The 26476-nt window shown below is 52.4% G+C and carries 26 protein-coding genes and 2 pseudogenes; 19 read left to right on the forward strand and 9 right to left on the reverse strand.

Annotated features, from left to right (window positions below; genetic code table 11):
- Window positions 1–145: 145 nt before the first annotated feature.
- Window positions 146–592 carry an RES family NAD+ phosphorylase gene (locus tag ACYZTK_RS01565; RefSeq protein WP_462012825.1) on the reverse strand — a complete coding sequence of 149 codons (447 nt, stop codon included), beginning with the start codon at window positions 590–592 and terminating at the stop codon, window positions 146–148.
- Window positions 589–1038, reverse strand: a complete 450-nt coding sequence (locus ACYZTK_RS01570; RefSeq protein WP_462012826.1) for an antitoxin Xre/MbcA/ParS toxin-binding domain-containing protein — start codon at window positions 1036–1038, stop codon at window positions 589–591. Before ACYZTK_RS01570 ends, ACYZTK_RS01565 begins: the two co-directional genes overlap by 4 nt.
- Window positions 1039–1154: 116 nt before the next feature.
- Between ACYZTK_RS01570 and ACYZTK_RS01575 the strand changes: the two genes are divergently transcribed.
- Window positions 1155–1775 carry a dTMP kinase gene (locus tag ACYZTK_RS01575; protein WP_462012827.1) on the forward strand — a complete coding sequence of 207 codons (621 nt, stop codon included), beginning with the start codon at window positions 1155–1157 and terminating at the stop codon, window positions 1773–1775.
- On the opposite strand, the gene ACYZTK_RS01580 is transcribed toward ACYZTK_RS01575, so the two are convergent.
- Window positions 1772–2164 (reverse strand): amidase family protein, encoded by a 393-nt coding sequence (locus tag ACYZTK_RS01580; RefSeq protein ID WP_462012828.1) that lies wholly within the window; start codon window positions 2162–2164, stop codon window positions 1772–1774. The genes ACYZTK_RS01575 and ACYZTK_RS01580 overlap by 4 nt on opposite strands.
- A 40-nt stretch (window positions 2165–2204) precedes the next feature.
- On the reverse strand, window positions 2205–3359 hold the full coding sequence (locus ACYZTK_RS01585) for an epoxide hydrolase family protein (protein WP_462012829.1): 1155 nt from the start codon (window positions 3357–3359) through the stop codon (window positions 2205–2207).
- A gap of 98 nt (window positions 3360–3457) precedes the next feature.
- On the opposite strand from ACYZTK_RS01585, the pseudogene ACYZTK_RS01590 reads away from it, so the two are divergent.
- Window positions 3458–3535, forward strand: a pseudogene (locus tag ACYZTK_RS01590) (phosphatidylinositol kinase); the annotation flags it as partial.
- Between the two features lie 117 nt (window positions 3536–3652).
- Here ACYZTK_RS01590 and ACYZTK_RS01595 read toward each other — a convergent pair.
- On the reverse strand, window positions 3653–4195 hold the full coding sequence (locus tag ACYZTK_RS01595; protein ID WP_462012830.1) for a DUF3833 domain-containing protein: 543 nt from the start codon (window positions 4193–4195) through the stop codon (window positions 3653–3655).
- Between the two features lie 1524 nt (window positions 4196–5719).
- On the opposite strand from ACYZTK_RS01595, the gene ACYZTK_RS01600 reads away from it, so the two are divergent.
- From ACYZTK_RS01600 to ACYZTK_RS01620, 5 genes are all read left to right on the forward strand, one after another.
- On the forward strand, window positions 5720–7501 hold the full coding sequence (locus ACYZTK_RS01600; protein ID WP_462012831.1) for a transposase: 1782 nt from the start codon (window positions 5720–5722) through the stop codon (window positions 7499–7501).
- Between the two features lie 180 nt (window positions 7502–7681).
- On the forward strand, window positions 7682–8587 hold the full coding sequence (locus ACYZTK_RS01605; RefSeq protein WP_462012832.1) for a TniB family NTP-binding protein: 906 nt from the start codon (window positions 7682–7684) through the stop codon (window positions 8585–8587).
- Complete coding sequence (locus ACYZTK_RS01610; RefSeq protein ID WP_462012833.1) at window positions 8584–9393, forward strand: hypothetical protein; 810 nt, start codon at window positions 8584–8586, stop codon at window positions 9391–9393. The genes ACYZTK_RS01605 and ACYZTK_RS01610 overlap by 4 nt, the downstream gene beginning before the upstream one ends.
- Before the next feature lie 4 nt (window positions 9394–9397).
- Entirely contained in the window at window positions 9398–10459 is a 1062-nt protein-coding gene (locus ACYZTK_RS01615; protein ID WP_185753182.1) for a hypothetical protein, read from the forward strand.
- Entirely contained in the window at window positions 10459–10932 is a 474-nt protein-coding gene (locus tag ACYZTK_RS01620) for a hypothetical protein (protein WP_046054988.1), read from the forward strand. Before ACYZTK_RS01615 ends, ACYZTK_RS01620 begins: the two co-directional genes overlap by 1 nt.
- Window positions 10933–11278: 346 nt before the next feature.
- Here the strand turns inward: ACYZTK_RS01620 and ACYZTK_RS01625 are convergent, their stop codons facing one another.
- Window positions 11279–11533, reverse strand: coding sequence for a type B 50S ribosomal protein L31 (locus ACYZTK_RS01625; RefSeq protein WP_462012834.1), 255 nt, complete (start codon window positions 11531–11533; stop codon window positions 11279–11281).
- Between the two features lie 304 nt (window positions 11534–11837).
- Here ACYZTK_RS01625 and ACYZTK_RS01630 point away from each other — a divergent pair, with 304 nt between their 5' ends.
- Window positions 11838–12410 (forward strand): hypothetical protein, encoded by a 573-nt coding sequence (locus tag ACYZTK_RS01630; protein WP_052962714.1) that lies wholly within the window; start codon window positions 11838–11840, stop codon window positions 12408–12410.
- Between the two features lie 342 nt (window positions 12411–12752).
- Here the strand turns inward: ACYZTK_RS01630 and ACYZTK_RS01635 are convergent, their stop codons facing one another.
- Window positions 12753–13220: a hypothetical protein gene (locus ACYZTK_RS01635; protein ID WP_046054986.1), complete on the reverse strand. Its 468-nt coding sequence runs from the start codon at window positions 13218–13220 to the stop codon at window positions 12753–12755.
- Window positions 13221–13408: 188 nt separating this feature from the next.
- Here ACYZTK_RS01635 and ACYZTK_RS01640 point away from each other — a divergent pair, with 188 nt between their 5' ends.
- The 10 genes and pseudogenes from ACYZTK_RS01640 to ACYZTK_RS01685 all read left to right on the forward strand — a co-directional run bounded on the left by ACYZTK_RS01640 (window position 13409) and on the right by ACYZTK_RS01685 (window position 24834).
- Entirely contained in the window at window positions 13409–15565 is a 2157-nt protein-coding gene (locus ACYZTK_RS01640; protein WP_462012835.1) for an AAA family ATPase, read from the forward strand.
- Between the two features lie 1117 nt (window positions 15566–16682).
- Window positions 16683–17144 carry a hypothetical protein gene (locus ACYZTK_RS01645; protein ID WP_462012836.1) on the forward strand — a complete coding sequence of 154 codons (462 nt, stop codon included), beginning with the start codon at window positions 16683–16685 and terminating at the stop codon, window positions 17142–17144.
- Between the two features lie 235 nt (window positions 17145–17379).
- Window positions 17380–17838, forward strand: a complete 459-nt coding sequence (locus ACYZTK_RS01650) for a hypothetical protein (RefSeq protein ID WP_046054983.1) — start codon at window positions 17380–17382, stop codon at window positions 17836–17838.
- Window positions 17839–18295: 457 nt separating this feature from the next.
- Window positions 18296–19108 (forward strand): glutathione-dependent disulfide-bond oxidoreductase, encoded by an 813-nt coding sequence (gene yghU, locus ACYZTK_RS01655; protein ID WP_046054981.1) that lies wholly within the window; start codon window positions 18296–18298, stop codon window positions 19106–19108.
- Window positions 19109–19390: 282 nt separating this feature from the next.
- Window positions 19391–19948: a hypothetical protein gene (locus tag ACYZTK_RS01660; RefSeq protein WP_462012837.1), complete on the forward strand. Its 558-nt coding sequence runs from the start codon at window positions 19391–19393 to the stop codon at window positions 19946–19948.
- Between the two features lie 293 nt (window positions 19949–20241).
- Window positions 20242–21786, forward strand: a pseudogene (gene istA / locus ACYZTK_RS01665) (IS21 family transposase); the annotation flags it as partial.
- Between the two features lie 19 nt (window positions 21787–21805).
- Window positions 21806–22555: an IS21-like element helper ATPase IstB gene (istB, locus tag ACYZTK_RS01670; protein ID WP_462010764.1), complete on the forward strand. Its 750-nt coding sequence runs from the start codon at window positions 21806–21808 to the stop codon at window positions 22553–22555.
- A 218-nt stretch (window positions 22556–22773) separates the two neighbouring features.
- Window positions 22774–23595, forward strand: a complete 822-nt coding sequence (locus tag ACYZTK_RS01675) for a GIY-YIG nuclease family protein (RefSeq protein WP_462012838.1) — start codon at window positions 22774–22776, stop codon at window positions 23593–23595.
- Between the two features lie 100 nt (window positions 23596–23695).
- Complete coding sequence (locus ACYZTK_RS01680; protein ID WP_462012839.1) at window positions 23696–24247, forward strand: hypothetical protein; 552 nt, start codon at window positions 23696–23698, stop codon at window positions 24245–24247.
- Window positions 24211–24834, forward strand: a complete 624-nt coding sequence (locus ACYZTK_RS01685) for a pentapeptide repeat-containing protein (protein WP_462012840.1) — start codon at window positions 24211–24213, stop codon at window positions 24832–24834. Before ACYZTK_RS01680 ends, ACYZTK_RS01685 begins: the two co-directional genes overlap by 37 nt.
- 233 nt (window positions 24835–25067) lie before the next feature.
- Here ACYZTK_RS01685 and ACYZTK_RS01690 read toward each other — a convergent pair whose 3' ends face one another.
- Together ACYZTK_RS01690 and ACYZTK_RS01695 are read right to left on the reverse strand one after the other, a co-directional pair.
- Window positions 25068–25292, reverse strand: a complete 225-nt coding sequence (locus ACYZTK_RS01690; protein ID WP_462012841.1) for a hypothetical protein — start codon at window positions 25290–25292, stop codon at window positions 25068–25070.
- Window positions 25293–25388: 96 nt separating this feature from the next.
- Window positions 25389–25844 (reverse strand): helix-turn-helix domain-containing protein, encoded by a 456-nt coding sequence (locus ACYZTK_RS01695; RefSeq protein ID WP_046054976.1) that lies wholly within the window; start codon window positions 25842–25844, stop codon window positions 25389–25391.
- Between the two features lie 307 nt (window positions 25845–26151).
- Here ACYZTK_RS01695 and ACYZTK_RS01700 point away from each other — a divergent pair, with 307 nt between their 5' ends.
- Complete coding sequence (locus tag ACYZTK_RS01700) at window positions 26152–26460, forward strand: hypothetical protein (protein ID WP_462012842.1); 309 nt, start codon at window positions 26152–26154, stop codon at window positions 26458–26460.
- The last annotated feature ends 16 nt before the right edge of the window (window positions 26461–26476 follow it).

Raw genomic sequence — 26476 nt, forward strand, 5'->3', positions numbered from 1 at the left:
AATCCGCCGTAGCCAGTTAAGAAAAAATCAGGACAATCGCATAAAGTTAAGATTTTCCTGGCACGCTGAAGAAAAAGTGCGCAGCAACGGTACAGAATTAAGGATTTATGGCCATGAACTCAGCTGGAGCGGTTCAGGATGAGTTTCAACGCTTTTTGATGAGTCGGCTGTCGAGCCTGAACGGCTCGGCAGCGATTGTCGCCTTGGCCGAATCGATGTGCATCGGATTGAACAGGTAGTTGAGGGAGTGGGGCATTATCGCGCTAGGTACAGGCAACAACAGCGCGCTGCATCCGGTCAGAAAAGGGTCGCCCAGGGCCTTGGTATAGCGTGGGTCTTCGGCCCACTGTTTCTTTAGTGTGGGGCAGGGCGCAATGCTGACATCGTCAGGCAACTCAACCTTGAGCAATTGAAATGTCTCGGGCAGGTCTTCCTGGTCAATCTCCAGATGCACCAGGATTTCCAGCATGGCACCGGCCGGGGTTCCCGCCAGATAGACTACCGGGCGTCCGGCAGTGTGCCAGCGGCCACCTGCGAGCACTCCGCCGCGCCCTGTCAGATCGGCATAGCTGCTGATTCTCCAGAGGATCAAAAAGAAAAACCTTCTGCCATCTGGATCAGCGCTTCTTCAACCTGACGCGTTCCCTGGACCGTCGACAACATGGCCATCGGACTCGAGCCGGAAAACCGCTCTTTGGGTTTCGATAACCACCGCTTGGCCTTTTCATCGTTGCCGAACACCGCGTCCGCCATTGCGGTAATGTGGGCTGCGCGAAAAAGACGGTCGCTCTCGTCGACAGTCAGGTTCTGGTTTTTTGCCACCCGGGTCTTGAGCGTCCTGAGAGGAATGATCTGATCACGCTCAATGGTGCTCACGTCTCCATCTTCGAAGAGCTTCATCAAACGTGTGGCTGCAAACCCGACCTCAATAAGCGCGTGGATTTCCAACTCGGAAGCTTCTTCCGGAATCTGTAGAAGAGTGTTCAACCTTAGACGGTAGAGGCCGTAGGCTGGTTCACGCAGAATTTCAGCTAGCATGGTCAGCTCCTGATCAATGCGGCATTTACCGTATAATAGGCGGCATTCGCCTGATTGAGAAGCGCTGAGTGACACTGGAGCCCAATGGAAGCACGTGAAAAGGAGAAATATAAACAATGAATCGTCCGCTGTTTGTTTCTCTGGATGGCCCCAAGGGCGCCGGTAAAACCACACTTCTGGAAGCCATCACCAAAGTACTGAGGGCAGACAACAGGAAGGTGATCCGGCTGTGTGAGAAAAAGAGCGATCCTTACAGGGGTGAAACAATGGCCCTGGTTAACCAACTCGTCAGAACGCCCGACCGGGATCTGGAGTGGCAGGTTTGTCAGCGCTTTGCGGATAGCCGTGCCTGGATTTCCAGGCACGTGCTGCCTGAGCAACCTCTCGGCAGCATCATCCTGATCGATCGCTGGTACCCCTCTGATGCCGCGTTTCGCCGGACCGTCCCGTTTGCAGAGATACTTCAGCTGAACCTTGATCGGAACGTGCAAGTTCCAGACCTGCATGTCGGGGTGGTCACCGCCCCGGAGATTTCATGGGCGAGGGCAGCGGCACGTGGGCGTGGGCTGAGCAGTACTGTAATCCATAGGCTGGAAGAACATGTCGCTTGTACCGAGGCGTTCGAGCGGGCGGTTGCAGAGCACGGCTGGGTTTTGTGCCGTAATGAAGGAACCATCAAAGACGCAACGATGCAGGTAGTTTCCGATATTTATAGGGTCGCCGAAATGCGGCATTAACGAGCTGGCGACGCTTGCCGACCGAAAACGTTTTGCAGCGCCTGGGCGATAGCCAGTAGCCGATCATCACTATCGGGCAGTCCGTCGATTTCCAGGCCGACGGGCAGGGCGGGGTTTCCAGCGATTCCTATGGGAAGGCTGATGCCGGGGAGTCCGGCGTTTGCGCCAGGGTCAGTGTTACGAATCATCCGCGCGAACGCCGCAAAGCTGGTCGCTTCAGGTGAGCTGGGGAGGGCGAGATCCGGAGTTGTCGGAAAAATCAGCGCATCCAACTGCGTGACCAGCGGCAGAACCGCGGCTCTGGCTTCTGGCTGGCCGCGATGTTCACACAGGTGCCAGACGATTTCTGCGATGGAGTCGACTTCCATACGGCGCAGCGTTGTAGTCATGAAGGTTTGCCTCTTTCTTGTATTTATATTTTGTAATCATCTAGGTCCGCAGCGGCCTGAAGAACTCGCGGATCTCCTCAGCCAGAATTTCCGGCTGCTCCAGTGCTGCGAAATGACCTCCACGTGGCATGTACTCCCAACGCTGGATAGCGAACACACGTTCAACCCAACTGCGGGGTGGCATCGGTAGTTCTTTGGGAAAGATTGCCACTCCCAGTGGCGTTTCCACTCGCTCGCCGGCTTTGAAAATCAGCGGATTTTGTCGGTTTTCCTTGTACAGCCTCAAGGCCGCTGGAATATTTCCGCTGAACCAGTACAGGGCAATGTCGCTGAGGAGGGTTTCCATCGGCACCACGCGCTCCAGATCATTGGGATGATCCACCCAAGCGTGAAATTTCTCGACGATCCACGCAGCGAGCCCGGCGGGTGAATCCGCCAGTGCAAAAGCCAGGGTTTGGGGTTTGGTACTGTGCAAAGCAGCATACGCACCTTCGGTTGCTGCGAACTGCGCGCTTCGATTCAGGAATTCCTGCTCTTCCTCGCTCAAGGCGTCATGGTCTCCCTCCAGTGGAGGCCTGAAGCTACCAGGGATGTAGTTGAGATGGGCACCGATCACATTGGCGCCGTAGTTGCGAGCGAGCCACATCGACACACCGGCGCCAATATCCCCTCCTTGAGCGCCAAATCGGTTGTAGCCCAACTTCCCCATCAGCGATGCCCACAGATCGGCAATCTGCTTCGAGCTGATACCGGTTCTAGTCGGGGCAGGGGAGCAGCCGTAGCCGGGTAACGATGGCACCACTACGTCAAAGGCATCTTCGGCGTCACCCCCGTATTTCGCCGGATCTGTGAGAAGAGGAAGCAGCCGCTCCATCTCCAGAAAAGAGCCCGGCCAGCCGTGGGTGATGATCAAAGGCATAGGCCGGGGCCCGATGCCGCGCTGATGCACGAAGTGAATGGTCTGGCCGTCAATTTCTGTCAGGAATTGCGGCATTCGATTGATTCGCCGCTCCTGGCTGCGCCAATCAAAGTGATTGCTCCAATAATCCAGTAATCGCTGAAGGAAAATGGTATCGGTGCCGTCATCCCAGCTTCCGGGTGCCAGAGTGTTCGGCAGGATTGAAGAACGCACGCGGCGATGAAGATCGTCCAGCTGCTCGGTGGAGATATCCAGCTTAAACGGGCGGATGGACATGACGGCTTCCTGTGCGATTGGAGGGTAAATCCATTATGTTGTGGTTATCGGCTACTTTACGTCGATAAGACACAGTATTAAGGAATTACGGATCTTGAACCAACGACGGGCGAGAGATGGCTGTGGCCTTTGAGCGTGCCGTCTTCAATGTTGCGTTCAACAACAGAGACGATCATCAGGAACCTGGGAAGCTCAGTGATTTATCGGTACCCGGGGAGGTGTACAGCTATCAGGCCAACCTCGCTCGACGCATGCTGGCCTGAACAGCATGGCGTTCGAGTAACCTACACTGTTCATTGGCTTTCTTCTGAGCCCTGGCGGCGGAAGAACAAAGTCACCTGACCGACTTCCACGCCGAGCTTGGACATGCTGGTGCGGTTGATCAACGTGTCCTCGTCCATCAGGTACATCCAGTCGTCCATGCTCATTTCGTACGTTGAGCCGTCGACCGGCAGGTTCAGACGATAACGCCAGTGCAACGCATTGCCGGCGACTTGGCCCTGGGCGACACCCACCACATCATCCGCGCGACCGCTCCAGCGGCCCTGACCCTCGGGCGTCAGGGTCCAGACGCGACGTTGGCGCGTGCCGTCGCTGTACAGGCAGCGCTCATCGAGAATCAGGTTTTTACCCTCCCGACGGCTGACGATATCAACCTCGAAGCGCTTGGCGACTTCACCGGAGCGCTTCTGAAACATCCCCCAGGCTTTCACCGGTTTGCTGAAAAAACGCTCCAGGTTCAAGGTCGGCTGCTGATCTGCATAGCGGGTGACATCCACGCTGCCACAGCTTGCGATGCTGAGTACCAGAGCCAGTAAAACCAATAGTCGTGTCATTGCCTTTCTCCATGCGCTGCACAGGTGATGACCCAACCTCGGCTGGGTGCCTTTGACTCAGCCAGTGTGATGACTTTCGGCAAGGCCGTATACGGAGGTGTCGATGCCTTTGAAGCGCGCTTTAAACTGCAGCGCCAGATACCGCGAGTAGTGCCGTGACTGGCTGGTGCTCCAATCGCGAAATGACCGGACATTCCTAAGTGTATGATTTTGTTGATTAAACATATTTGTTGTGATCAATCAGCGGACTTTTTCCGGGAATTACCGCTGAAGAAAGCAAATGTTACGGGAATGTCCGTAGATTAATTTTCGTGTTTTCGGGAATGTCCGCTGATTAATTCAGAGGGTTCATTGGCTAAGCTAAGGGCCAATAAACCCTTTACCGCAGGATGGATAAGCGCTCCACCCTCGGCCAACTGGCTAGATCGCGAGGATAGCCAGATGATCCTGGCGGTGAACATTAAGGCCCTCGGCATGGTGGTAACTACTGCCTGTACCTCGCGGCAATGTACCGAGCGCTAATGAAAGAAAGAGCCGCACTACAGTACAGCTGGCAGACATGATTCAACCTGGCAGGATCGGCTGGTGAGCGGCTGAAGGCCTGCACGAAAGGCTAATACGCGATCCGACGGGCAAACCAGTCCGGATCGATATTCTCGTGATGGTAAATACCCAAGACGACCCGGTGCATCCTCCCGGTGGGGTCGAAGCAATCCATCAGTCCCTTTGGTGAGGTCATCCACCCTCATCGCAAAAAAACGAAGGCGGGCTTCCTTGAAACGAGGGAGCAACGACAGCCTAACTCGTCCTACTGGATTCATGCAGAGTGAGTTGAACGTGCAGCCGTACTGAGCGAAGAGTGGGCTAGGAAACATCGTCTTTTCGGCGGCAAAGCCGTCGCCTGCTCTTTGACTCCAAATCAAGCTTTCAGCAGGTAAACAGCCTCAGTTCGGTGGCAAGCCAGAGAGGGTGTCTGAGATGAGGATGGATAACTTCATCAGATGCGCATCAATATAACTATAATTCGACTAATTATAACCATTGCAACCATCAATATATATTATCCAAGCATCTTGCTCGGCAAGTTCGATTTCAAAATGAAATTTCAAGTTTTTTGATCGAAAATATTGATTGTTTCAAGTCAAGTTTGCATGGAATGCTTCGATTGGACAAATCGGAAGTTGCAATCGTAAGCGATTAAGCCAAAAATTGAAGCGTGAATAAAATTAAAAATATAGTGTTCTCGAATTTCTAGAGGCCGCGATCTAGACGGCTTTCCATTTAAAATTAATCTAATTTCAAATCAAATTTACTATTTATTTCTCCGACTCTTAGTGCTCTTGGTCGGCCAGTTGCGAACTTCGTTCAGATGAGATTAACTGATTTTGCTTCGACGCAATCGAAGCCTGTAACTACCGCTCTTTAAAAAACTAATGCAATAGATCGAAGGCCATCATCGCGGCGTCAGTGTGCGCAATAAACGCACTGCGCCAGAAGGACTTCATTCTGTATGGGCAATGATCAATGAAAAAAGTAACCAAGGAATGCATCTCACGAGCCAAGACTGCATTGAGCTCAAAGAGTACCGCTAGCGAAGTAGGGCGACACAAGTTGGCCGCAACACGGTATGCCATTTTAAGGGACTACAAAGATGGTCATCTGAAAGCCGACAAAGCAATGAGCATGCTTGGTTTACAGAAAACAGTGTTTTACGAGCTGGTTAAACGCATGGAAGGCGCTACCAGCTACCGGACAATCGTAACGGATAGCCCGGGACGCAAAGACGGTCTTATGGTGACAAATTCAGAGGTGCTAAAGCTCATCGAAGAGATGTTTCTTGAGCACTATCCGGATTCGAAGAAGATCTCAGTCGTTTGGAAAGCTTGTCAGGCACAAGCAGACAACAGAAGGATGCTGCGACCCAGCTATCACACGGTCAAACGTTGGATTAATTCCAAAGGCGAGCGGTTGCTTCACGCCATGACACACTCCAGTGACCAGACCAAGCAAAAGTATGAGGCAAGGGCAGGGTACAAGGTCACTACAAGGCCTCTGGAATGGGTGCAGTTCGACCATACCGTCGTTGATCTACTCGTCGTGGATGAAAACGATCGTAACGTCATCATCGGGCGACCTTGGATCAGCCTCGCTGTGGATCTACACACCCGTGTGGTTCTGGGGTTTTACCTGTCGTTCCTGCCGCCAAGTGCCGTCTCGGTGGCCATGCTGATGGAAAGCTGCGTTTTGCCCAAGGACCCGTTTCTCGCGAAACTTGGACTCCCTGGGCATTTGCTGCCGATGCATGGCTTACCCGAGGTGATTCACACCGACAACGCAAAGGAGTTCATCTCCGATGTCTTTGTGCTGAACGCCAAGGATTTTGGTATCGATGTACAGCACAGGGACATCCCTCAAAAGCACCAAGGGGGTCACATTGAAAGTCTGATTGGCAAGTTGATGCTCAACACGGTTCACGGGCTACCTGGCAGTACGGGATCGAACACTGTCCAGCGCAAGCATCTGAGAAGCGCGAAGCGTGCAGGCATTACGTTGACAGGCCTGCGGGAAATCCTTTGCTATCACTTCCATGCCTATCACGACTCCAAGCATTCTGCCCTGGGCAAATCACCCGAGGAGGCATGGAACGAGCATTACGCGAAATACTCGGGACCTAAGATGCTCGATGCGGCGCAGCACGAAGACTTCAAGTACCGGTTTTATCCCGAGATCCATGATAAGCAGATCGTTCCTGAGGGCATTGAACTGTTTCGCAGGTTTTACTTCGATTCAGCGATCAAGAATAGAGTCCGAGAAAAAGTGCTGGTTAAGTACGATCCGTACGATCTCAGTTTTATTTTTGTAAACCTGGATGGTACTTGGACGAAAATTCCGTGTAAGAGGAACAACTTTAATAAAAGCGCTGATTTTGAAACGTACCGTTGGCAACGCCAACAAAAAGGGGCTCGAGACGGCACGATGGGCAAGGCAGGGGCGCAGTCATTCAGTGAAGCGCACAAGGTTAAAAAGGCCGAGGTGAAATTAACCACTCAGGAGAAACGCAAAAGGAAAGCGGAAAAGGGTAAGGAGGACTACAAAGAACAAGCGTCTACTCATAAAAAAGCTCCCATTCACAAAGACCTCAATACGTCCTTGAAACCAGGAGCGACCACAACGACAAAATCAAACCCGAAAGGCCAGAAAAAAGAGGCGTCCAACGTGTACAACATTAGTAAATTGTTTCAATCCGAAACCATTGTTGATTTCGATGATGCTCCAGTGGTCATCTATGACAGTAACACCCGTTAGTCGCATTATTCGCCTTTCATCCATCAAGCGATGGGGCGGCATCCTCTCATTCGATCTGTTGCATGAATCTAATCAGTATTCGATACACGCGGTGCATCACGCATTTGTATATATGTTTGCATGGATTGCAAACCCTGTTCATCTGAACAGATTCTTAACGTTAAAACATGAGGCATTTTTATGTCAAAGTACCCGCACGTCCATATTTCGGCATTACAACACTTCGACAAGTCTGATGAAGATAGGCTTTTGGCGTGTGCCAATGATTTTTGGGTCCATCATCCGAATGCACAAAAGATCCTCTTGAGGGTGCAGATGGCAATGAAAACAAGGAACAAGATTAATGCGCCAAGTATGTTGATCATTGCGCCTCCAGGAGGAGGCAAATCGGCGCTGATCGATAAAATGAAAATGGATAATCAAACTTCCGAAAACAAGATGATATTCGTCACCATGCACCAAAGCCCAAATGGGTACTCGCTTCGCGATCTCATCCTGAGTGAGATGGGGCTTGGCGTCGGGCGAAGGGCCCGACAAGGCGACAACATCACCCCTGAGATGCAGTACAAAATTCGTACTGAGAACATCAGAGGTATTGTGATCGACGAAGTCCATGATGCGCTGACACTGACTGAAGTCCAGCAGCGAATCAACTTGTCGCTTCTGAAAAATCTTTCGGGCTCGACCTACGGCTTATCAGTTTTTGCCTTTGGGATTCCGGATGCTGCAAAGGTGCTTCGCCGCGATCTTCAATTGGAGCGGCGTTATCCGGTGGTGTCGCTGTCCGGCTGGGACAACGGCCCCGAGTTTCGCAGTTTTGTGGCGACTTATATCCATCATTTGCCGTTGAAGAAACCGACGAATTTCAAAGATCAAGTGCTGTTTTTGAAGATCATGGAAAAGGGTGATGGCCTCATGGACAATGTCGTCAAGATTATCCAGGCCTCCGCTATGGCCAGCATCCTGGATGGCTCGGAACACATCAATCATCGCCATCTCGACAACATCGAAGAGATCATGGCCAATTTCAACTACGCGCTTTCGATCTCTGATCCTGAAGCCGCAGACGAGGCTGGCGCAGCGTGAATCTGGATGCACGTCGCGATATCGCTCGCAGCGTACTGGAAGGCCGTCATGGCTTCCAGTTTCGCTGGGACTCATGGAACCAAGCGCATGACGCGCTTGATTCCATCTCTAAATCAACAGCAAGCGCTGTCGTCATGGTGCGAGGACCGGCCGGCGCAGGCATCACCAGCTTGTTGGACGCGTTTGTCGCCAATCATTCAACGACGGTGATTGTTGTTCGGCACGACATATTCTTAAGCCGTGTGAGTCTGGTAGATCGAGTTCAACAGATGGTTTTCCCTACCAGCGAGTTTGGATGGCTTAAACAGGTTCCGAAGAGTCTGGTTGAATTCGTAAAACTGACCAACCGCAGGACAATTGTGATTGATGACGCAGAAATCATCATTAACGAAAGGGATTCAGTGGGAAATATAATTGACGACATGCTCAAATTCGCTATGGGTGCCGCAGGGATGCAGGTGATATTTTCAACACGCCGCGTTCCATTACAAAACGAATTCTGCAAAATCAAAACGGTTCAAACATCAGATATTTCACTAAGTGGCGCGCTGACGGGTCAAAACTGGTCTGATCTGAAGGCTCAGTTTTGTCACTGGTCCAACTCTCGATACGGTTTGAATATTCGAGTGCAGGACCGGGATCAATTTGCGACAACGGCGGACGAGCTTGAAATTGACCGAGCTATGTCATTGCTCGAAGTGCTCTATTGCACAGAGCTTCTTCACGATCAACTGCCAACTGCGATGTCAGGGGCGAGGGCAACGGAAGATCTGAAATGGGAGGTGCAGCGTGTCTTGTTCGGGTGAATCGATGCAAGATGGTGAAGCAGCGATCCTGCTCCAAGGTTTGCGACGTCTGGAACAGTTGGGGATCAGCAAGCCCGTTGTTGGAGAATGCCTGTCGTCCTGGAGTTATCGGATTAATCTACAAATCAATGGGCCCATTTTCGATCATCCAAAGTATGTTTCGGATGCTCGCGGAATTGTACAAAGTGACGCCCCTGATTCATCCGGGATCAGATTCGTTGACCCCGACGGGGTGGCATCCAACGATTGGGTAGACAACTGCGTCCAAACCCTAGACATTCCTCGCCAATGGTTCGAATGTCAGTTTCCTTTTTTTGAGCGTCCCTACACGCCTTTGCGGTATCGACGAGCCTTCTGTTACCAATGCCTTGCGCAGAGCATGCAAGCGACGGGATTGCCTGCATGGAAGTCAGACTGGCGGCATCTTGCGCAACCCATGTGTAGCGTGCATGCCGTTCCTCTTCTGGACGCTCCTGTTTCGTTTGCCTTGACACTTGATCACCCAGCGCGTGCATTTACTTGGTACTGGGATTCGTTGCATGCCAAAGAGCACCATGAGCGTATTTGTAACGCTTGGCCGCTTCGAAACGCATTCGCTTTCGATGTGCAACGTCGCATTGATGCTCTTCGTGAAAAGGCAACAGATCATGTGGAGCGAGCTCAGATTGAAGGATTCATACTGTCTCTAATGCGAGCGGTCATGATGCCTTGCTTGCACTATGCTTTTCCTAAAGTTGTGTTTTCAGATTGGGGCGGACCTAACGTCTATCGCCGTGATGCTTTCTATCTCAATTTTTACCAAGAGATTTATCGCGCATCGTCTATTGCAAGAGTAAGCGCGCTTTATCTGTGTGGACTGCTTTTGGGGTGGATCACAGAAGAAGAGGGGAACTCGACCAACTCAGAAGGTTATTTTACGCCAGCTCGAGCATGGGTTATCTGGGAACTAATGGAGGAGCATTTTAACCTGTTGACGTTGCTCGGCGACGAGCTTCGTCATTACGAAAGTATAAGTCTTAACATTTCACTGCTTGCCGACATTCCTCGCTGCTGGAGGCCAACATAATGAAGTATGTGTTTGCGTGGTACTGGCGCCCGGCATTTCGTGTCCATTTACCCGGTGAATATGCGAGCTATGCCATGATCGTGTGTTTGCAAGTGAACGGAGTCACCGGTGAAATATTGTCCTACTCGATTACCTTCGGAGATCAGATCACAAATGTCCATCGGATACCGTTCGTGAAACATGACAGTGGCGAGCTATTCGCCAAGACCAATGCGTTACGGATGGACTACAAGAAACATCTTTTGAAGCTTGAAACTGACTCCCTCAGAAATTCGTTAGGCCCTGTTCGTTTCAGCAGGACGGATTTTAATGGGGATTTTGAAAGGAGATGGTTGCGAATGTTCTATGATTGGCAGCGACATGAACTGGAGCAGGTGGCTGATCCCTATAACATCATGCTGGGTACGCTGAAGCAGATGTTGGAATGCGCTATTCGTCGAATAAATAGTGAGACGCTAGCCCAGGCCCTTTAGGGCTTTTCATCAATGCCAAATGAGCATTGAACATTCCTGCTGCATGGTGAAGAACAACCACCGCTAAGTGTGTTTTCGGCTAACGGAATCAACCGAAAGTCGGGCGACTCTGGCGGCTCACTTTGTATCAGCGCCATCAACGACCTTGAGCCAGGCGATTGGCTGCTTCAATGTCTTTAAAATTGGTTTCAAGGATCCTGCACAACTGAACATCCCAGCAGGATCCCAGCGTGGAATCCGCTATTGGCCTCAAGCGCTGTCGACGGTCAAAAAAAACAGCCCCTTGAATCAAAGGGCTGCTAGAGATTGCTGATTGGCGGTTGATGAAAGTCATCCATAAGGGCCCCTAGCGTGCGCTAAAGCCTGCGAAGCGTTTGTTGAAGCCAGCAATTCGCCCCTCGTTGGTCGCTTTGCGTTGCTGATGCGTATACACGGGATGCGAAGCACTCGACACATCCAACGCGACATAGGGGTAGGTGTTGCCATCGCTGTGCTTTTGCGTGCTGCTGGTGTGTGCGGTAGAGCTGATGAGAAAAAATGCATCCGCAGCGGTGTCGTGGAACAGCACTGTACGATAGTTCGGATGGGTAGCTGCTTTCATGGTGTTCTCCGTTCTCAAGTGACAATGACAGTTTGACGAAGATATCGGCACTGCCCTGGAGAGCGTTCGCCGACTGCTTGATAGCAATCATCGTGCAATTTGGACCGCAAGTAGAATCGTTTTAGATGATAATGCCAATCTTAGCGGCCGATGTTGTTTTCCTTCACATCGCTCGCCAGCATGCGATGCTAACGCGCGTTGCGTTATGAGATTTCAAGGCGTCGCCTGTACGGGTATGCATCCTATAGTGCAAAGCTTTTTTCCCATTCCTGGGATCAACCATGACGAACTCAAGGAGCAAGCTATGTCAATCGGCGATGGCCAAAACCTGCAACCTGATGGACTGGAAGAATTCTCTGACGAGATGATACTGCTGGGCCTGGCGATGCTGGGCGCACAAAAGTTTGAATTCGCTTTGTATGGCATGGCATCACATCTGAAGGCGCACGATCGTAGATTCAAAGACCTGACAGCTGAAGAGTTTCTACGGGGCGATGGCACAAAAACTAAACAGACTTTGGGGGCTATTGCTCAGACCTACGGGGCTCAGTTTCAGTTTGATGGTGATGAATTGATGCGATTCGTGATTGATCGGAACCTGATTGCTCACGATTACTGGCGGCTGACTCGAGCTAAGATCAACGGTGGCAGAACACTACCTAATCCCAAGGAATTTCTTCTCAACTTTATTAAACGCTGCGACACGTGGACTCGCCTGTGCCAAGGCTGGATTACCCTAGCCAAGACCGCTGCAGCAGAGCTTTCAGGTCGACTCGACGAAATCAATGAGACTCCCGAGTCAATACAGAAGATGTTGGAGTACCTCATTCATGTTCTGGAGCGTCCAGCCGCTGAAAAGCCAGCAGAGGAAAGCTGACTCTCGCACCGCCCAGGAGATGTATCGACAGCTTAAGCGTTAACCTAGGTACTGAGCTCCGAGATGGCCGCGTCTTTCTTATGCGCCGGGGGCCCAAGCCCGCGGCGACACCTGCCTTCACTTCCTCAATCCTGCGGGCCAATTCGATGCAAAAAAAGCCGCGAATGGTCATGACGGCGACATGTCACAAATCATCCTCGGTGTCCATATTGCTGGCTTGCGGTTGCTCAGAAGTGGCTTTGCAGCGTTCGTAGTTAACCGTGACTGAGATACGACGCATGGATGCGATGCGATGCGTTGCGTTGCGTTGCTTCAAATAACTGGGGCAATGAGGAAATCAGGTTAGAACTCGATCGAGATTTTGACCTGGCTAGTTTCAACTCCATACGTCCATGCCAACCGAGTAGCAGCGTCCTTGGCCGTCAATGACTCGAATGGCTTCTCTACGTTTGACGTAAGGAGATTTCCAACCTGGAACAGCGCCTCAACGTCCAGCAGTTCAATCTTAGCGTGCTGAAGCCATTTGTCTCGAATGATTTTCGAGACCTCAAGCCAGCCTTCCGATAGAGAAGCGATACGACCTAACGAGGCAGTTATGGTCTTTGGATAATCGCCAGATGTGATGACGAAACGGCTGATTTGTGCGACCCAGTGAGGAATCCCACGGTCATTTACGATCAATACGTATTCGCCAAGCATCAGGTCTTCAATAGACGATTCACCCTCCACAATAGTCAAACTGATTTCTCGTTTCGACCGTAGCTCGATGGATCGTGCGTGGGTGTAATTAACCGTTATTATTTTTTTCATTTTGCCCCCTGAATTAATAAAGCCGCTAGGAGTATCTGCTGTGCTTGTGCAGTGCGGCATTCACAAAGCCCCAGCATAAACGCTCCGGCGATTCGTGATGGCACATTCTCATCACCGGCGCTGTTCAAACAGGAAAACGCGAATTAACATGATGCCTTGTAACTAATCCGCCTCGCAGGGACAGCACAATGATCAAGAATATTGTTCTGCGCAACGTTTCAAGCTACGACCCCAACGTAGACACGTCCATTGGCCCGCTGACTCGAGTCAACATCTTCTACGGACAGAATGGAACGGGCAAAACCACCATCAGCAATTTTCTGCAAAATCCGAGCTCATCGGATCACACGTCGTGCCGTATCGACCCTGTCGACGCCGAACGGGAAATACTGGTCTACAACCACACATTCATGGAGCAAAACTTTCACGCTAGTGTCCAGCCGGGGGTTTTCACCTTGAATGAAGGCAACATTGAGGCGGAAGCTGCGTTGAAGGCAGCAGAGGACGCGATCAAAGTCCTTAGCGAGGAGCAGCAGACGGAAATTGCTGACGGGAAGGAATTGAAAACGGCGCAGGAAGCGCTTTCCGCTGCGCTTAAAGACCAGATGTGGCTGCAAAAAAAGCCGTATGACAGTGGCCCGCTGAGCTACTGCCTTGGCGGAATCAATACCAAGGATCGGTTACACGATAAACTCGTGCCGCTGAAGTTCAAGTCGACGGCCGATACTGCTGAATCATTGGCAGCAGAAGCCTCTGAGCTGCAGTCCGCCAGTGATACGGAGCTTGAGGGCATTGCTTCTTTCGCATTCCCTGCAGGCGACATAGAAACGAAGCCTATTTTCCAAGAGACCATTGCGGGCTCTGGCGACTCTTATCTGTCGGCTCTGATTCAGGAATTGGGCAACTCGGACTGGATCAAGCAATCCTTCAAGTTTGTCGACAAAAATGACGAGCATTGCCCATTCTGCCAGCAAGCACTGCCGAATGACTTCTACGCGCAGCTTGAAAAGGTATTCGATAAGACGTACGAGCTTCGCATCGCGGAGCTGGCAGCGCTGGAAACCCGCTATAAAAGCGGTGTTGATCAGCTGCTTCTTCAGCTTGATAAACCTCAATACCAGGGCAAGTCGTTTATCGCGCACGTGGTCACTTTGAAATCTGCACTGCTGCAGAATATTCAGCGTATTGAAGCCAAAATGGCTAGCCCTTCGGCCCCCGTCAGCCTCACGGTGACCGTCACATTGATCGCCGATCTAAACGCTGCCGTCCAGGTCGAGCAGGACAAAATCGATGCCATAAACCTGAAGATCAGGGACAAGAAAACTCACCTTGAGCAGATCAAGGAGCGTTTTTGGAATGTTTTGCGTGGCGGCTGCGATGCCATGATCATTAAAGCTACCAAGGAGCATCGTGAATACGATGACAAATTGGCCGCGAAGCGAGATGCAGTAAGGCTGATACTGGGCAAAATCAAAACGCATCAGGAAACGATCGTCGAAAGCCGCGCCAAAATCACGAATATCGACCAGGCAATTGGGAGTATCAACCGATGGCTCGGCGTGCTGGGTCTGAAGGGCTTTGAGCTACTGAGGGAGGAGGGTGAGGTTCCACAGTATCGACTACACCGACCTGACCAAAAAGATGACGTGTTCAAGACACTGAGCGAAGGTGAGAAAACGCTGATTTCGTTTTTGTATTTTTTGGAGGTTTGCAACGGCGACCTGGATGACAAAACCAGCAAGCTCAAAAGCAATCGGATTATCGTGATCGATGACCCAATCTCCAGCCTGTCCCACAACTACATCTACGACATTGCCTCGCTGATCAGACGACAGGTCTTGACCCCCAAAACGAGATTCAAACAAGTCATCATTCTCACGCATAACCTGTTTTTCTTTCACGAAATGATCAAGCTGATGCCGGCAGCCAAGAATGAGGAACCGCCTTTCGCATTGTTCAGGATCACCAAGTCGCAGTTCAGCTCGGTCACCACCATGCTGGAGAAGGAAGTGCAGAACGACTATCAATCGTTCTGGCAGGCCATCAAGGACGCTTTGGCCGGGCGCACATCCACCAACGTGATCCCGAACATGATGAGAAATATCCTGGAGTATTATTTCTCGTTTGTGCACCGTCAGGATTCACTTGGAGCGGCACTCGCAGACCTGGCCGATGAGAATCCGGAGTTCCGAGCGCTGTACCGGTATATCAGTCGCCAATCCCATTCGGATGCTGTCAACCTGACCGATTTCGGTGAAATTGATCCCGCACAATACGTTGCGCGCTTCAGGGACGTGTTTGTGAAAACGAATTTCGAGTCGCATTTCGACAAAATGATGAGTTGACTGGCAACCTACGAAGCCCGGAAGCGCATGCTCTCCGGGCTTTTTTTCGTGTTCGGATTTCTTGATTCAAGGCGGTTTTTCAATTCTTTTTTGGGTCGCAACCGGCGGTGAAGGATAACCCTGGAAAAGCTCGACAACCCTTGGTAGCATTGCCGCCGCAGCTACCACCGAAGCACTCTCCCTCTCGCCCGCGCTCATTGGCTCGCTTTGCTCATGAAGTGCAAAGGCTGTCAGCGGCCCGCTGAGATCAGATGGAGAAAATGCCATGAAAGATGGAAAAGTTGTTCTGGTTCGCCAGTATGACCGTTTCCGGCTTGGGCAATGGGAGACCGTGTGCCAGCACACGCGCTCCCTACCGCGCCGGTAAATGATGTGCCGATGTGGTAGCTGCACTTTCACCTATCTTCGTTTCAAATGCCGCCGCATTGTTTGGCGAGCCCCCCCTCCGAATCTCGTCAAAAGACGTTATCAACGTTTCCAGCTCACGAACAATTATCCCTAGAAGCAAAGTCCCGATTTGCAGGACAGGTACCGTTTACTCCGGGTAACGACGCGTCTTCAGCGCGCAAGAATCGTGGTTCAGAGCGCAGATAATGCCGAGCTGTCATGATCGCCTTGTGAGGCCAACACGGTGTGTCGTATCACCGTTGCTTTTCACTGACGTAGTGGCGAGCGGGAATACCATAAGCGCTCTGGAATGCTTCTTGACGAGAGTTACTTGTCATTTTTGCTTGAGCTTCGGAAAAAGTGAAGACTTACCCTCATTGAATAGAGGCAGTTTGGAAAACGACTCCCGCATTGTCTCTGATTGACACCCACTCGATAGCGGACTTCACAGCCACGATGTTGTTTCAACGACTGCTCTAATCTAAATGATTTGGCACACTGTGGAACATATGAGTCACAATATTGCTTGCGCTCAGGGTGATAACGAGGGTGTGTCGCTAGCTTAGCACTTAAATTACATCAATGACTGTAACAATGATTTTAGGTCATTATTGTTTAGGTACACGATCTTTTATACGTCAAAACAGAACAGCGTCAATCGCAAATAGTTTGCATTGCTTGGATGGCGAGTATTATATTGATATAACAATTACAATAAAAAGAGACGCCTATGAACACCTTTACTATGGATGCCATTGTTACGTCCACGCCTAATGGAACGAAGCTTGAAGTTTCACACTCACCACACAAAAAAGAGTCGGCGGACGTTTCAGCATTTCAAGTCATCGGCTTGTTATACCGCATGTCGGACGCGCTTGTTGAGCAGCAACCACAACTCGCTCAGGTCGTCACTGATTACTTCACGTCTCGTCTGCGCCTTTTCGGCTTTCTAGAAGAAACTGTCCAAATACTGCTGAACGCGGACACCTGGAATCTCAGGATACGTTGTGCATGGTACATCTTGGACAACGCTCACAAGACCAAAGCCCAAGAGCTTGACTACGAAATTTACCAGAATTATTGGCCTACCGATAAATTCTGTAATCCCGAGTGGCAAGAGAAAGTTGAAAGGTGGATTCTCGGCGATGACATCGATGAAGATTTTCAATCTTACCCAGCATTGACCTGCTGAAAGCCAGACCGACAGAGCCGGAGCAATCTATAGCCTGTCGGTCGCAAACAGATAAAATCACATAAATTGCTGAGAGGCGTACGCCGACGCCTTCAGCGTGGTTATTGCGCGAAATCGAAGAAGTAAGGTCGTATTCCTACCTTTAAAGGCATTGCTGTCAAGCGCAAATAGTTTGCATCGAATGATCTGCAGTCATTAAATTGACTCCAATAATAAAAACAATTGAGGATTCACTTTGAAAGACTTCAGTATCAACGTCAACGTAACGCCTTCTCTTAGAGGGCCAACGCTTAAGGTTGCACATGTTACGCAGAAGAAAGAATCTGCCAATATTTGCATATTCCAAGGTGTCGGGCTGCTGTATCAACTGGTTGACGAACTTGTATATCAACAGCCGCAATATGGCCAGGTTGCCGCTGTTTTTTTCATCTCCCGTCTGCCCATGCTCGGCTTTCAAGAAGAAACCGGTCAGATATTATTGAGTGCGCACAACTGGGGCACCAGGATGCGCTCCGCATGGTATCTCTTGAATAAAAACCATCAGACCATCGCCCAAGAACTTGACTATAAAAGCTATCAAAACTTCTGGACAACCCTTGAGTTCTGCAAGCCTGGATGGTCAGCCGAGGTTGAAAAATGGATGCTCGACGATGATTCAACTGAAGTCCACGTGGAATTTATGAGAGCCAACTGAAGGTCAAGCAGGTCGAAGACTGGATCGAGTTGAAGACTCAGTTTCATGGCGCTGGCTCACGAACCGATTACAGCCATCTGCCAATAGGCCGGGCATGGCACTGTGTTCCTCTAATGTCTTGGAAAACGTGGAGGAGAGCAATACGGCGGTTGTCCTCCTGTCATTTGGCTATTCGGGCATTGCCGTGGCGAAGGATCAGAACCTGCCACCTGCTCATTAGCAATGCCGCTTTTGAGGGAATGGGATCAACAATCCGATATTGACGATCATCCTCCTGCAAGGTGGTCAAGGTGGGTACCTGACCAATGAGTCGGCTGGAAGGTTGATTAGATTGGTTTTGTCATCTATAAAATCTCCTGTGTTTGATTACCTCTCGGCTTGTCCCGGGCGATCTCAGCCCGATCCGTGTTGCGCACCGGATAGACGCTAGCTGCGTATCCATGAATAGGAGTAGGCGATGAACGAGTCCAATCCATACGTCCCACCAGCAGTTTGGGTATGGGATCAGCCCAATGGCGGCACCTTCGCAAACATCAACAAGCCGACAGCGGGCGCTACGCACGAGAAACCGCTGCCCCGTGGTAAGCATCCACTTCAGCTCTACTCTATGGGGACAGGAAACGGGCGCAAGATAACGATCATGCTTGAAGAGCTCCTGGCAGCTGGCGAGCATGATGCCGAGTACGACGCCTGGATGATCGACATCTTCGCAGGCGATCAGTTTGGCTCTGGATTCGTTGAGTTGAACCCGAACTCCAAGATTGCTGCCATGATCGACTACAGCGGTGCGCAGCCCATCAAGCTCTTCGAAGCGGGCGCCATTCTGTTGCACCTGGCGGAAAAATTCGGTCGATTTATTCCACAGGATCCGGTTGGGCGCGCTCAGTGCCTGTCTTGGCTTTTCTGGCAGGTTGGCAGCACACCCTATCTCCCGGGAGGCCTGGCTCATTTCTACAAATACGCCCCGGTAAAAATTGAATATGCGATCAACCGCTATGCGATGGAGGTGAAACGGCAGCTCGATGTGTTGAATCAACGCCTTGAGGGGCGAACCTTCATCCTTGGCGAAGACTACTCGATTGCGGACATTGCCATTTTTCCTTGGTACGGCGGGGTGTTTCTCGATTGGGGTTATGGCCACGCTGAATTCCTAAACAACTCCGAGTACCCCAATGTCGAGCGCTGGGCCAAAGCGATTGAGCAACGCCCTGCGGTGCAGCGTGGCATCCGAGTCAACCGCACAAGCGATGATGTGCCTGGGCTCATTTGAGAACGTCACTCCAAGGAAGACCTGGACTAAATGCTGCGAGCCGATAGGTCAAAAGCGAAGCTATTTAAGGCTCTGAAAGCGCGCTTCGATGTGCGAATATCACATTGAACGTTACACGTCAGGCGCCGCTGATACAGGGCGCTTCCAGGGGCCTTGGCAGGAAGACCTCAATGGTGCAAGGAACAGCAATGATATTGGAGTCACCTATCTGGGTTGAAGGACAGGCCACTGAGGTGCTGGGTGAGCTTGGAGCCGAATCAATCGCGGTTTATCGTTTCCTCAGTGACCGTTTTGCTGTTGAAGATCCCGCGCAAGACAGGCTGTTTCAAATTCGTATATAGGTCATTTTATCGGTTGGACAGTGCAGGCCTGAGCGCTGAATTCAAGGAGCGTTATTTTGAGCTCATGAGCATCGCGAAATCGGCCGGCACCGTCGATCTATGTGAGATCGCAAGAGAGCTGGGAGACTTTCCAAATTTCAAAGGTCAGTCCTCTCTCCAGTTTTCATTTGCCACCAAAATGGCGGCGACCGTCTGCCCCCACAAACCGATCTACGATACTGAGGTTGCCTCGATCTTCGGCTTCCAAAGGCCGCCTCCCTACAAACCTTTTGAGGTCCGATTAGAGATGTATCTTCTCTTCTATTCAGGTCTGCAGAAGCTCTATGATCAGATCATAGAGGAGGGCACATTCAAGCAAGTCAGAGTTCAGTTCCGATCAAAATTTCGAGACACTGAGGGATACGTTTCCGACCATAAGGCCCTCGATTTTATATTTTGGGCAGCAGGACGCTACAAACGGCGGCAAGCAGAGGTCTTCCATGACCTTGCAGTGGAATGAGCGCGCTACCCGCTGTTGTCACGAATGCTGGATTCACCCCACGAAGTTGTTCATTCAATCAACTGCGTATTTCGGCCCATCGTGACCGCCCGTTTCGGTACATTGTGACCGACCATTTCGCTAACGCGTGACCGCTCATTTCGCTAACAACGTGACCGATTTCCGCCTGTTCCGAAACAGCCGGTCACGCCCTTACCGAAATGACCGGTCACGTTGTTAGCGAAATACCCTCCACTCCGTTGCGCATGACCTGACGCGCCGCCACCCTCAGTCCCATTTCGGGGAATCGAAGGATGGCGGCGCAGCGAGTAGCCATGCGTAATATCAAAGAATGCCTGCGCCTCAAGTTCGAGGCCGACCTGTCCCTCGAGAAAATCGCCCGTGCCTTACAACTGTCCAAGGGCGTTGTCAGCAAGTACATCAAGGCGGCGCGCGACACCGGCATCGAATGGCCCGCGCTGGCTCTACTGGATGAGGTGGCGCTCGGCGCCGCCCTGGTGCCCGCCGCCAAGATCGTCCACACACGCGGCGACCGCGTGTTGCCCGACGTGATCACCTTGCACCGCGAACTACGTCGCAAAGGCGTGACGCTACAACTGCTGTGGGAGGAATACACCACCGCTCATCCCGACCAGCCGACCTACCGCTACACCCAGTTCGTCGAGCATTACCGCAGCTACGCCAGGACACTCAAACGTTCGATGCGCCAGCAGCACCGCGCGGGCGAAAAGCTGTTCATCGACTACGCCGGGCCTACGTTGCCGGTGATCGACGCCGCCACCGGCGAGATCCGCCAGGCGCATATCTTTGTCGCGGCCCTCGGCGCCTCGAACTACACCTACGCGTGCGCCACGCCAGGCGAGACCCAAGTGGACTGGCTGACGGCGCTGAGCCAGGCCCTCAGCTACTTCGGTGGCGTCCCCGAAATGATCGTACCGGACAACCCGCGCGCCCTGGTCGCCCGGCCTGACCGTTATGAGCCTGGCCTGAACCGCGCCGCACTGGAGTGCGCCCAGCACTACGGCGCCATCATGCTCCCGGCGCGACCGCGCAAGCCGCAGGACAAAGCCAAGGCAGAGGTGGCGGTGCAGGTGGTCGAGCGCTGGATCATGGCGCGGTTGCGGCATCAGCAGTTCTTCAGCCTGCATGCCCTCAATCAGGCCATCGCTGGCTTGCTGGAGGACTTGAACCGTCGCCCTTTCAAAAAGCTCGACGGATGCCGACGGGACTGGTTCGAACGACTCGACCAGCCGGCGCTGAAACCGTTACCGGCGCACCCTTACGAGGTCGTGACCTTCAAACGCTGCAAGGTCAACATCGACTACCACGTCGAAGTGAATGGCGGCTTTTACAGCGTGCCCTCGGCCTTGGCCCGGCAAAGCGTCGACGCCAGAGTGAGCGCCCATACCGTCGAAATCCTGCATGGCCACCGGCGAGTCGCCAGCCACCTGTTGCTCCCGCGGCGCGGCGCCTACAGCACCCAGAGCGAACACATGCCGGCCTCGCACAAGGCCCATCGCGACTGGACACCCCAGCGCCTGCTCGACTGGGGCGAGCGGATCGGCCCACACGTCCGGCAGATCGTCGAACATCAACTGACCCACAAACCCCATCCGGAGATGGGCTACCGATCCTGCCTGGGGCTGCTCTCGCTGGCTCGCCAGTACAGCAACGAGCGCCTTGAAGCGGCGGCCCATCGCGCCGTCCAGCTGCGCGCGCTCAACAGCCGCACCGTACGCAACCTGCTCAAACAAGGGCTCGACCAGCAACCGCTGCCTAAGGCCACCGCCGCCGCCTATCCAAGCCGCCACGAGAACGTGCGCGGTGCTGACTATTACACCCAAAAGGAGCTGTTCAATGATGACGCAACACACCCTTAACCAGATGCATCAACTGCGCCTCAGCGGCATGGCCAAGGCGCTGGAAGAGCAATGGAAACTGCCGGCCTGCCACAGCTTGAGCTTCGATGAGCGGCTCGGCCTGCTGCTCGACCGCGAGTTGGCCTGGCGCGACAACAAACGCCTGGAGCGACTGCGCAAACAAGCCAAGCTCAAATACGCCGGCGCCGGCTTGGAAGACCTCGACCGCCGCCAAGGCAGAAGCCTGGACGAACGCCAGCTCGCAACCCTGGCCAGCGGTGACTGGATCCGCCAACAGCACAACCTGTTGCTGACCGGCCCAACCGGCGTCGGCAAAACCTGGCTCGCCTGTGCCTTGGGCAACCAAGCCTGCCGCCAAGGCTACAGCACGTTATACCTGCGCACGCCGCGCCTGCTGGAACAACTGCGCATCGCCCACGGAGACGGCAGCTTCGGCCGTACGCTGCAACAACTGGCCAAAGTCGACGTGCTGATCCTGGACGACTGGGGTCTGGCACCGCTGGAAGAAAACGCCCGGCACGACCTGCTGGAAGTGATCGACGACCGAGCCGGCTCGCGGTCGACGGTACTGACCAGCCAACTGCCGGTCGATCACTGGCACGGCTGGATCAACGACCCGACCGTGGCCGACGCCTTGCTGGATCGGTTGGTGCACAGTGCGTATCGAATCGTGATGAAGGGCGAGTCACTGCGACGTAAAAAGACGGAAGAAGAAGCGGCATCGTGACCGATGCGGTTAGAATTTAGACCCCGCGCAATCGGGTGGAGAAACCGGTCACGTTGTTAGCGAAATGACCGGTCACGATGAGCGAAATACGCAATCAACTCCGCCTCCATCTGGTTCTCTCGGAGCACCTCGGCACTTAGTGCACATTTGGATTAGGTGAGACAGCGACGCCGTATGCTCGCGCGCACGTTCTTTCCAAGCTGCATAAGAGAGCAAAAATGCTGCTATTCGATCTACTCAAAATGTGGGAGCCCACGTTCACTCCCACAACCGCGAAGGTCCATCTCGCGAGGCACAACGGCGAGGAACATCCATTGGACGTGTTCCTTGAAGGCCGGTTTGATCGGTGGCAATCCTGGCAAGCCAATCAAAACTTCAAAAAAGAATTTGTGGTGTCGCTCATTCAGGCAGGACGCCCAAATAGCTGGCTTTTCGCAGGGCTTTTCCGAAAGGTGAGCTGCACCAAGCACAGCACACCACGTAAGCATTACATCTACGAGCTGCAACGTATTGACGCGGCAGAGGAGTGGGTGGGCAGACTTTATCTCACCAGCGCGTACAAGAAGCGACATTCGTACCCGCTGGGCACAACAATGGCCGCAGATCTCGTTGTGAGGGAGTTACTACCTAAGCGTTTGAGTGTCGGCGACTTTCCAGGCTACAAAGCCGTGAACCTGACCAAGGAACACTTGGATATTGTGGTTCGTCACGACGTAAAAAGTTGGCGCGCGGCGCTCGCTAACGTGAAGGGGGTCTATCTGATCACTGACAGTGCCATAGGCAAGCTTTATGTGGGCAAGGCCGATGGTGAGGAGGGTATCTGGGGGCGATGGCGAACCTACGCTGCGACCGGGCACGGCGGTAACGTTGCACTGAAAAAGGAATTCGGCATCGAGGCATCGCCTGATCGTAAATACGACCTGCGATTTTCCATCCTGGAAATTGCCGATATTCATGCAATGAAAAGCGAAATTTCAGCTCGTGAAAGCCATTGGAAAGCAGTGCTGCTCACCAGGATTAACGGCTACAACCTAAATTAGCTGAGCGAGATGTCAAACAACGTCTGTCAGTTCTGTTGACGCGATCGGCCCCTAGGCACAGATCGCAGATGAAGCGCAGTTTCCAATTCAAGAGCTAGTAATGGATCTACGAAAAAAACAATATTGTGACGATACCTGTTGCACCTGTGACAGCTCCAATCCAATGATAGATTTAAAGGCCAAATTACCCAGTGGTGAGTTGGTGAGGCCGGTAGGAATTGGTGACAGGTTTTATGGGACTTCGCTAATCGATCCTGCTGAAGCTTTCAGCGCCGGAATCCCGCTCAAAGGCACCTGCATTGATCTTCTAAGGCACGCAAGCCGAGGACGGGGCACGCGCTTTCGCGGCACCACGCTAACCTCGGTGGTGTCTCACCCCATGGGGCAAGGCGCTATCTATTGGGCCGAAGCGGGTGGCTGGGTTTATGAGTTGGGTGAAATGATCGGCTGGGATCTGGAGCGCCTTTTGGAGGGGCGCGTTTCGACGATCAATGGTTATACGGGGACACCTTATCCCGGTGAACTCGAGTGCTCAGTCGATGCAAGAATATTGCCCTCGATGATTCGCAGGGGAGCCCGAGTGAAGAAGGGCAGACGCTTTTTGGAGTTGGAAGAATGGCAGAAGAACAAAAACCATCAGTTCAAGAGATAGCTGAGCTTCGAGATCGGTGGAAAACCGAGGCCGGTTTGCGCGTAAAGAAGCAGCTTTTACTGGCCCTGCGTAATGCAGACGACAGTTGGCCCAATCTGCTTTCGCAGCTGCCCAACGTTGGGGTTGCCGCTCCATATCCCGAAGCTTTGGACGACTTGCGAGGATTGGATTTGTGCGAGGAGCGCCTGGAACGGGTTTCGTTGACGCATTCCGATCTCAGCTTTGCCAGTTTTCATTTGTGTAATTTGACGAAAGCCAGATTTCAGGGTTCCAAATTGAGTTGGGCGCAATTTAGCCGGAGCAACCTGACAAGCGCGGACTTGCTTCAAGTGACAGCTGATCATGGACGCTTTGATGGCTGCTCACTCCGGGGAGCGATGATGATGACTAGCAATTTTCGTCACGGGTCGTTCAAGGGAGCAGATTTACGAAGCAGCGTGCTCAACGGATGTGATTTCAGCGACTGTGATTTGGCAGACATCAAGCTTAAGGGGGCTGAGGCCTACAGCGTGAAAGTACCCCCTTCATTCGATCTGGAGAGTCATCTGATCGGCGCCATTGAACCAGGACACCGTGACCCACGGTGATCATCAAAGCGGCTCATGTTTTCGTCCCAATGACACAGGTCATGGCGAGAAAATGAAGAGCCTGGGTAGGCCAACGGTCAGGTGTTCGGGTCTTAGTCCTAACAGCCACGGCTCTGTCGCCTAGTGAGCAGTGCCTAACAGGGGAGGGAGCTGTTCGGTAGGTTACACAGGGACGCGCCACACAGTTGCAGAGTACGGCTTCGTTCGAGCGACAAAGCCACAGGAAAAAAAGCTTAATATTCAGAAGTGCCCGCAGCTCCCCTCAATCGGGCGATGCCCTGCTTGATATGTCCAGCATTTTCACCGATCTTTTCAAGCGCTCCTCGAGCGTTTTCACACGCCTCTGAAGACCCGCGCTGCTCCTCCAGGAGCACAAGCTCCATGAGTGCGGCTTCGACCGCAAGCTGGTTCTCGTACATTCTTGCCAGCACATCAGGAAGGGAATATTGCTCAGCCATGACTCGACTCCGTTCGAATGGAGAACCAAGCATAGCAGTGCCGTTGCTGGCGACCTTGAGCGATTGGTGGAAATACTCAAACCCTGCGAGCCAACCTTAACTTACACGGTGCCAATGACGTCGAACCGTTGATTCCGCCATCCCCAACTCCCGCGCGATGTCAGCTTGCGAATAACCCTGATCTTTCAACGCTTGGACTTGCTCTCGTGCTAGCGCTGCTGCTGCAACGCGAGGATGCGGCTTTTCTTCGGATTCCAGTGCAATGGTAATCCCGAGCAGCGATTGTGACTGAAGGTCTTCTTTTGCGAGCTCCAGGATATCGCCGGGAGTCAGTTCTTCATGCGCTGCACAAACAAGAGCCATCAGCGCAACAGGATGCAGCTGCAGTGCATTGCTCAGGTCGATGATTGCCTCAAGGCTGGGCGATGTCTTTCCACTTTCAATTTGGCTCACGTGCGATTGAGTGAGGCTTGCACTCAGATCCTGTTGCTTAAGACCGCGTCCTGTTCTCAGAAGCTTCAGCGCCGCGGCGAATGCGATTCGCACAGACATTTTTCCGTTCCGTAAAAACAGAGTTGTATGCCGCGTTTGCTATCCGCCACTCAAATCTATATATTAATATGTGTGGCGGCCATGGCGCGTTTGTAGAATTCACAACGCACATAAATCCAGTTTCGCCCATGTGTGCGCTCTTTCAATTTAGAAGTAAATCGAAATCGAGACAGAGACGACGCTGAGTGCTTACCACTGCGTTGTGAGCGTGACTGTTGGCGTTTGAATTTGATGAATGCGGGGAATTTCATGAAGCATCGAGAAAGGCGTTTTTTGACTCTGGTTCACTCCTCAGGTGCATCGCGACATGGGTGAAGAAAAGCTAGCTCCGTCCGTACCTGCAGCTGTTGCCGCGGCAATGGAAGTGGATTTCGGTATGCCAGTGACTGCCTATTTGCTGGCGGCTGTTGAAAGCCCCCCAATACTCATGGGGACGGTGTATGGCGATACCACTGGCCGTTTCAGAGAAGGTGCGAGTATCAGAACATCAAGGATTCTGAAGGTGTTTTTCATCGACGGGTACTCTTTGTTCCGCACTGTCGGCGGGAGTCTTTACGTCGTGGTGAGCTGGATTCCGCCCGGCAGCAATATTTATATGAATCGCATTTATCACTGACTTACCCGGGAATGGT

The sequence above is a fragment of the Pseudomonas sp. LB3P31 genome (assembly GCF_054897945.1).

What these genes read in the sequence shown, in the direction of transcription:
- ACYZTK_RS01685 (WP_462012840.1), top strand. Translation starts at nt 24,211, where the DNA reads ATGGCAGAAGAACAAAAACCATCAGTTCAAGAGATAGCTGAGCTTCGA.
- ACYZTK_RS01695 (WP_046054976.1), bottom strand. Translation starts at nt 25,844, where the DNA reads ATGTCTGTGCGAATCGCATTCGCCGCGGCGCTGAAGCTTCTGAGAACA.
- ACYZTK_RS01630 (WP_052962714.1), top strand. Translation starts at nt 11,838, where the DNA reads ATGTCAATCGGCGATGGCCAAAACCTGCAACCTGATGGACTGGAAGAA.
- ACYZTK_RS01700 (WP_462012842.1), top strand. Translation starts at nt 26,152, where the DNA reads ATGGGTGAAGAAAAGCTAGCTCCGTCCGTACCTGCAGCTGTTGCCGCG.
- ACYZTK_RS01680 (WP_462012839.1), top strand. Translation starts at nt 23,696, where the DNA reads ATGGATCTACGAAAAAAACAATATTGTGACGATACCTGTTGCACCTGT.
- yghU (WP_046054981.1), top strand. Translation starts at nt 18,296, where the DNA reads ATGAACGAGTCCAATCCATACGTCCCACCAGCAGTTTGGGTATGGGAT.
- ACYZTK_RS01570 (WP_462012826.1), bottom strand. Translation starts at nt 1,038, where the DNA reads ATGCTAGCTGAAATTCTGCGTGAACCAGCCTACGGCCTCTACCGTCTA.
- istB (WP_462010764.1), top strand. Translation starts at nt 21,806, where the DNA reads ATGATGACGCAACACACCCTTAACCAGATGCATCAACTGCGCCTCAGC.
- ACYZTK_RS01645 (WP_462012836.1), top strand. Translation starts at nt 16,683, where the DNA reads ATGAACACCTTTACTATGGATGCCATTGTTACGTCCACGCCTAATGGA.
- ACYZTK_RS01620 (WP_046054988.1), top strand. Translation starts at nt 10,459, where the DNA reads ATGAAGTATGTGTTTGCGTGGTACTGGCGCCCGGCATTTCGTGTCCAT.
- ACYZTK_RS01595 (WP_462012830.1), bottom strand. Translation starts at nt 4,195, where the DNA reads ATGACACGACTATTGGTTTTACTGGCTCTGGTACTCAGCATCGCAAGC.
- ACYZTK_RS01580 (WP_462012828.1), bottom strand. Translation starts at nt 2,164, where the DNA reads ATGACTACAACGCTGCGCCGTATGGAAGTCGACTCCATCGCAGAAATC.
- ACYZTK_RS01585 (WP_462012829.1), bottom strand. Translation starts at nt 3,359, where the DNA reads ATGTCCATCCGCCCGTTTAAGCTGGATATCTCCACCGAGCAGCTGGAC.
- ACYZTK_RS01690 (WP_462012841.1), bottom strand. Translation starts at nt 25,292, where the DNA reads ATGGCTGAGCAATATTCCCTTCCTGATGTGCTGGCAAGAATGTACGAG.
- ACYZTK_RS01605 (WP_462012832.1), top strand. Translation starts at nt 7,682, where the DNA reads ATGTCAAAGTACCCGCACGTCCATATTTCGGCATTACAACACTTCGAC.
- ACYZTK_RS01575 (WP_462012827.1), top strand. Translation starts at nt 1,155, where the DNA reads ATGAATCGTCCGCTGTTTGTTTCTCTGGATGGCCCCAAGGGCGCCGGT.
- ACYZTK_RS01625 (WP_462012834.1), bottom strand. Translation starts at nt 11,533, where the DNA reads ATGAAAGCAGCTACCCATCCGAACTATCGTACAGTGCTGTTCCACGAC.
- ACYZTK_RS01615 (WP_185753182.1), top strand. Translation starts at nt 9,398, where the DNA reads ATGCAAGATGGTGAAGCAGCGATCCTGCTCCAAGGTTTGCGACGTCTG.
- ACYZTK_RS01675 (WP_462012838.1), top strand. Translation starts at nt 22,774, where the DNA reads ATGCTGCTATTCGATCTACTCAAAATGTGGGAGCCCACGTTCACTCCC.
- ACYZTK_RS01600 (WP_462012831.1), top strand. Translation starts at nt 5,720, where the DNA reads ATGAAAAAAGTAACCAAGGAATGCATCTCACGAGCCAAGACTGCATTG.
- ACYZTK_RS01640 (WP_462012835.1), top strand. Translation starts at nt 13,409, where the DNA reads ATGATCAAGAATATTGTTCTGCGCAACGTTTCAAGCTACGACCCCAAC.
- ACYZTK_RS01635 (WP_046054986.1), bottom strand. Translation starts at nt 13,220, where the DNA reads ATGAAAAAAATAATAACGGTTAATTACACCCACGCACGATCCATCGAG.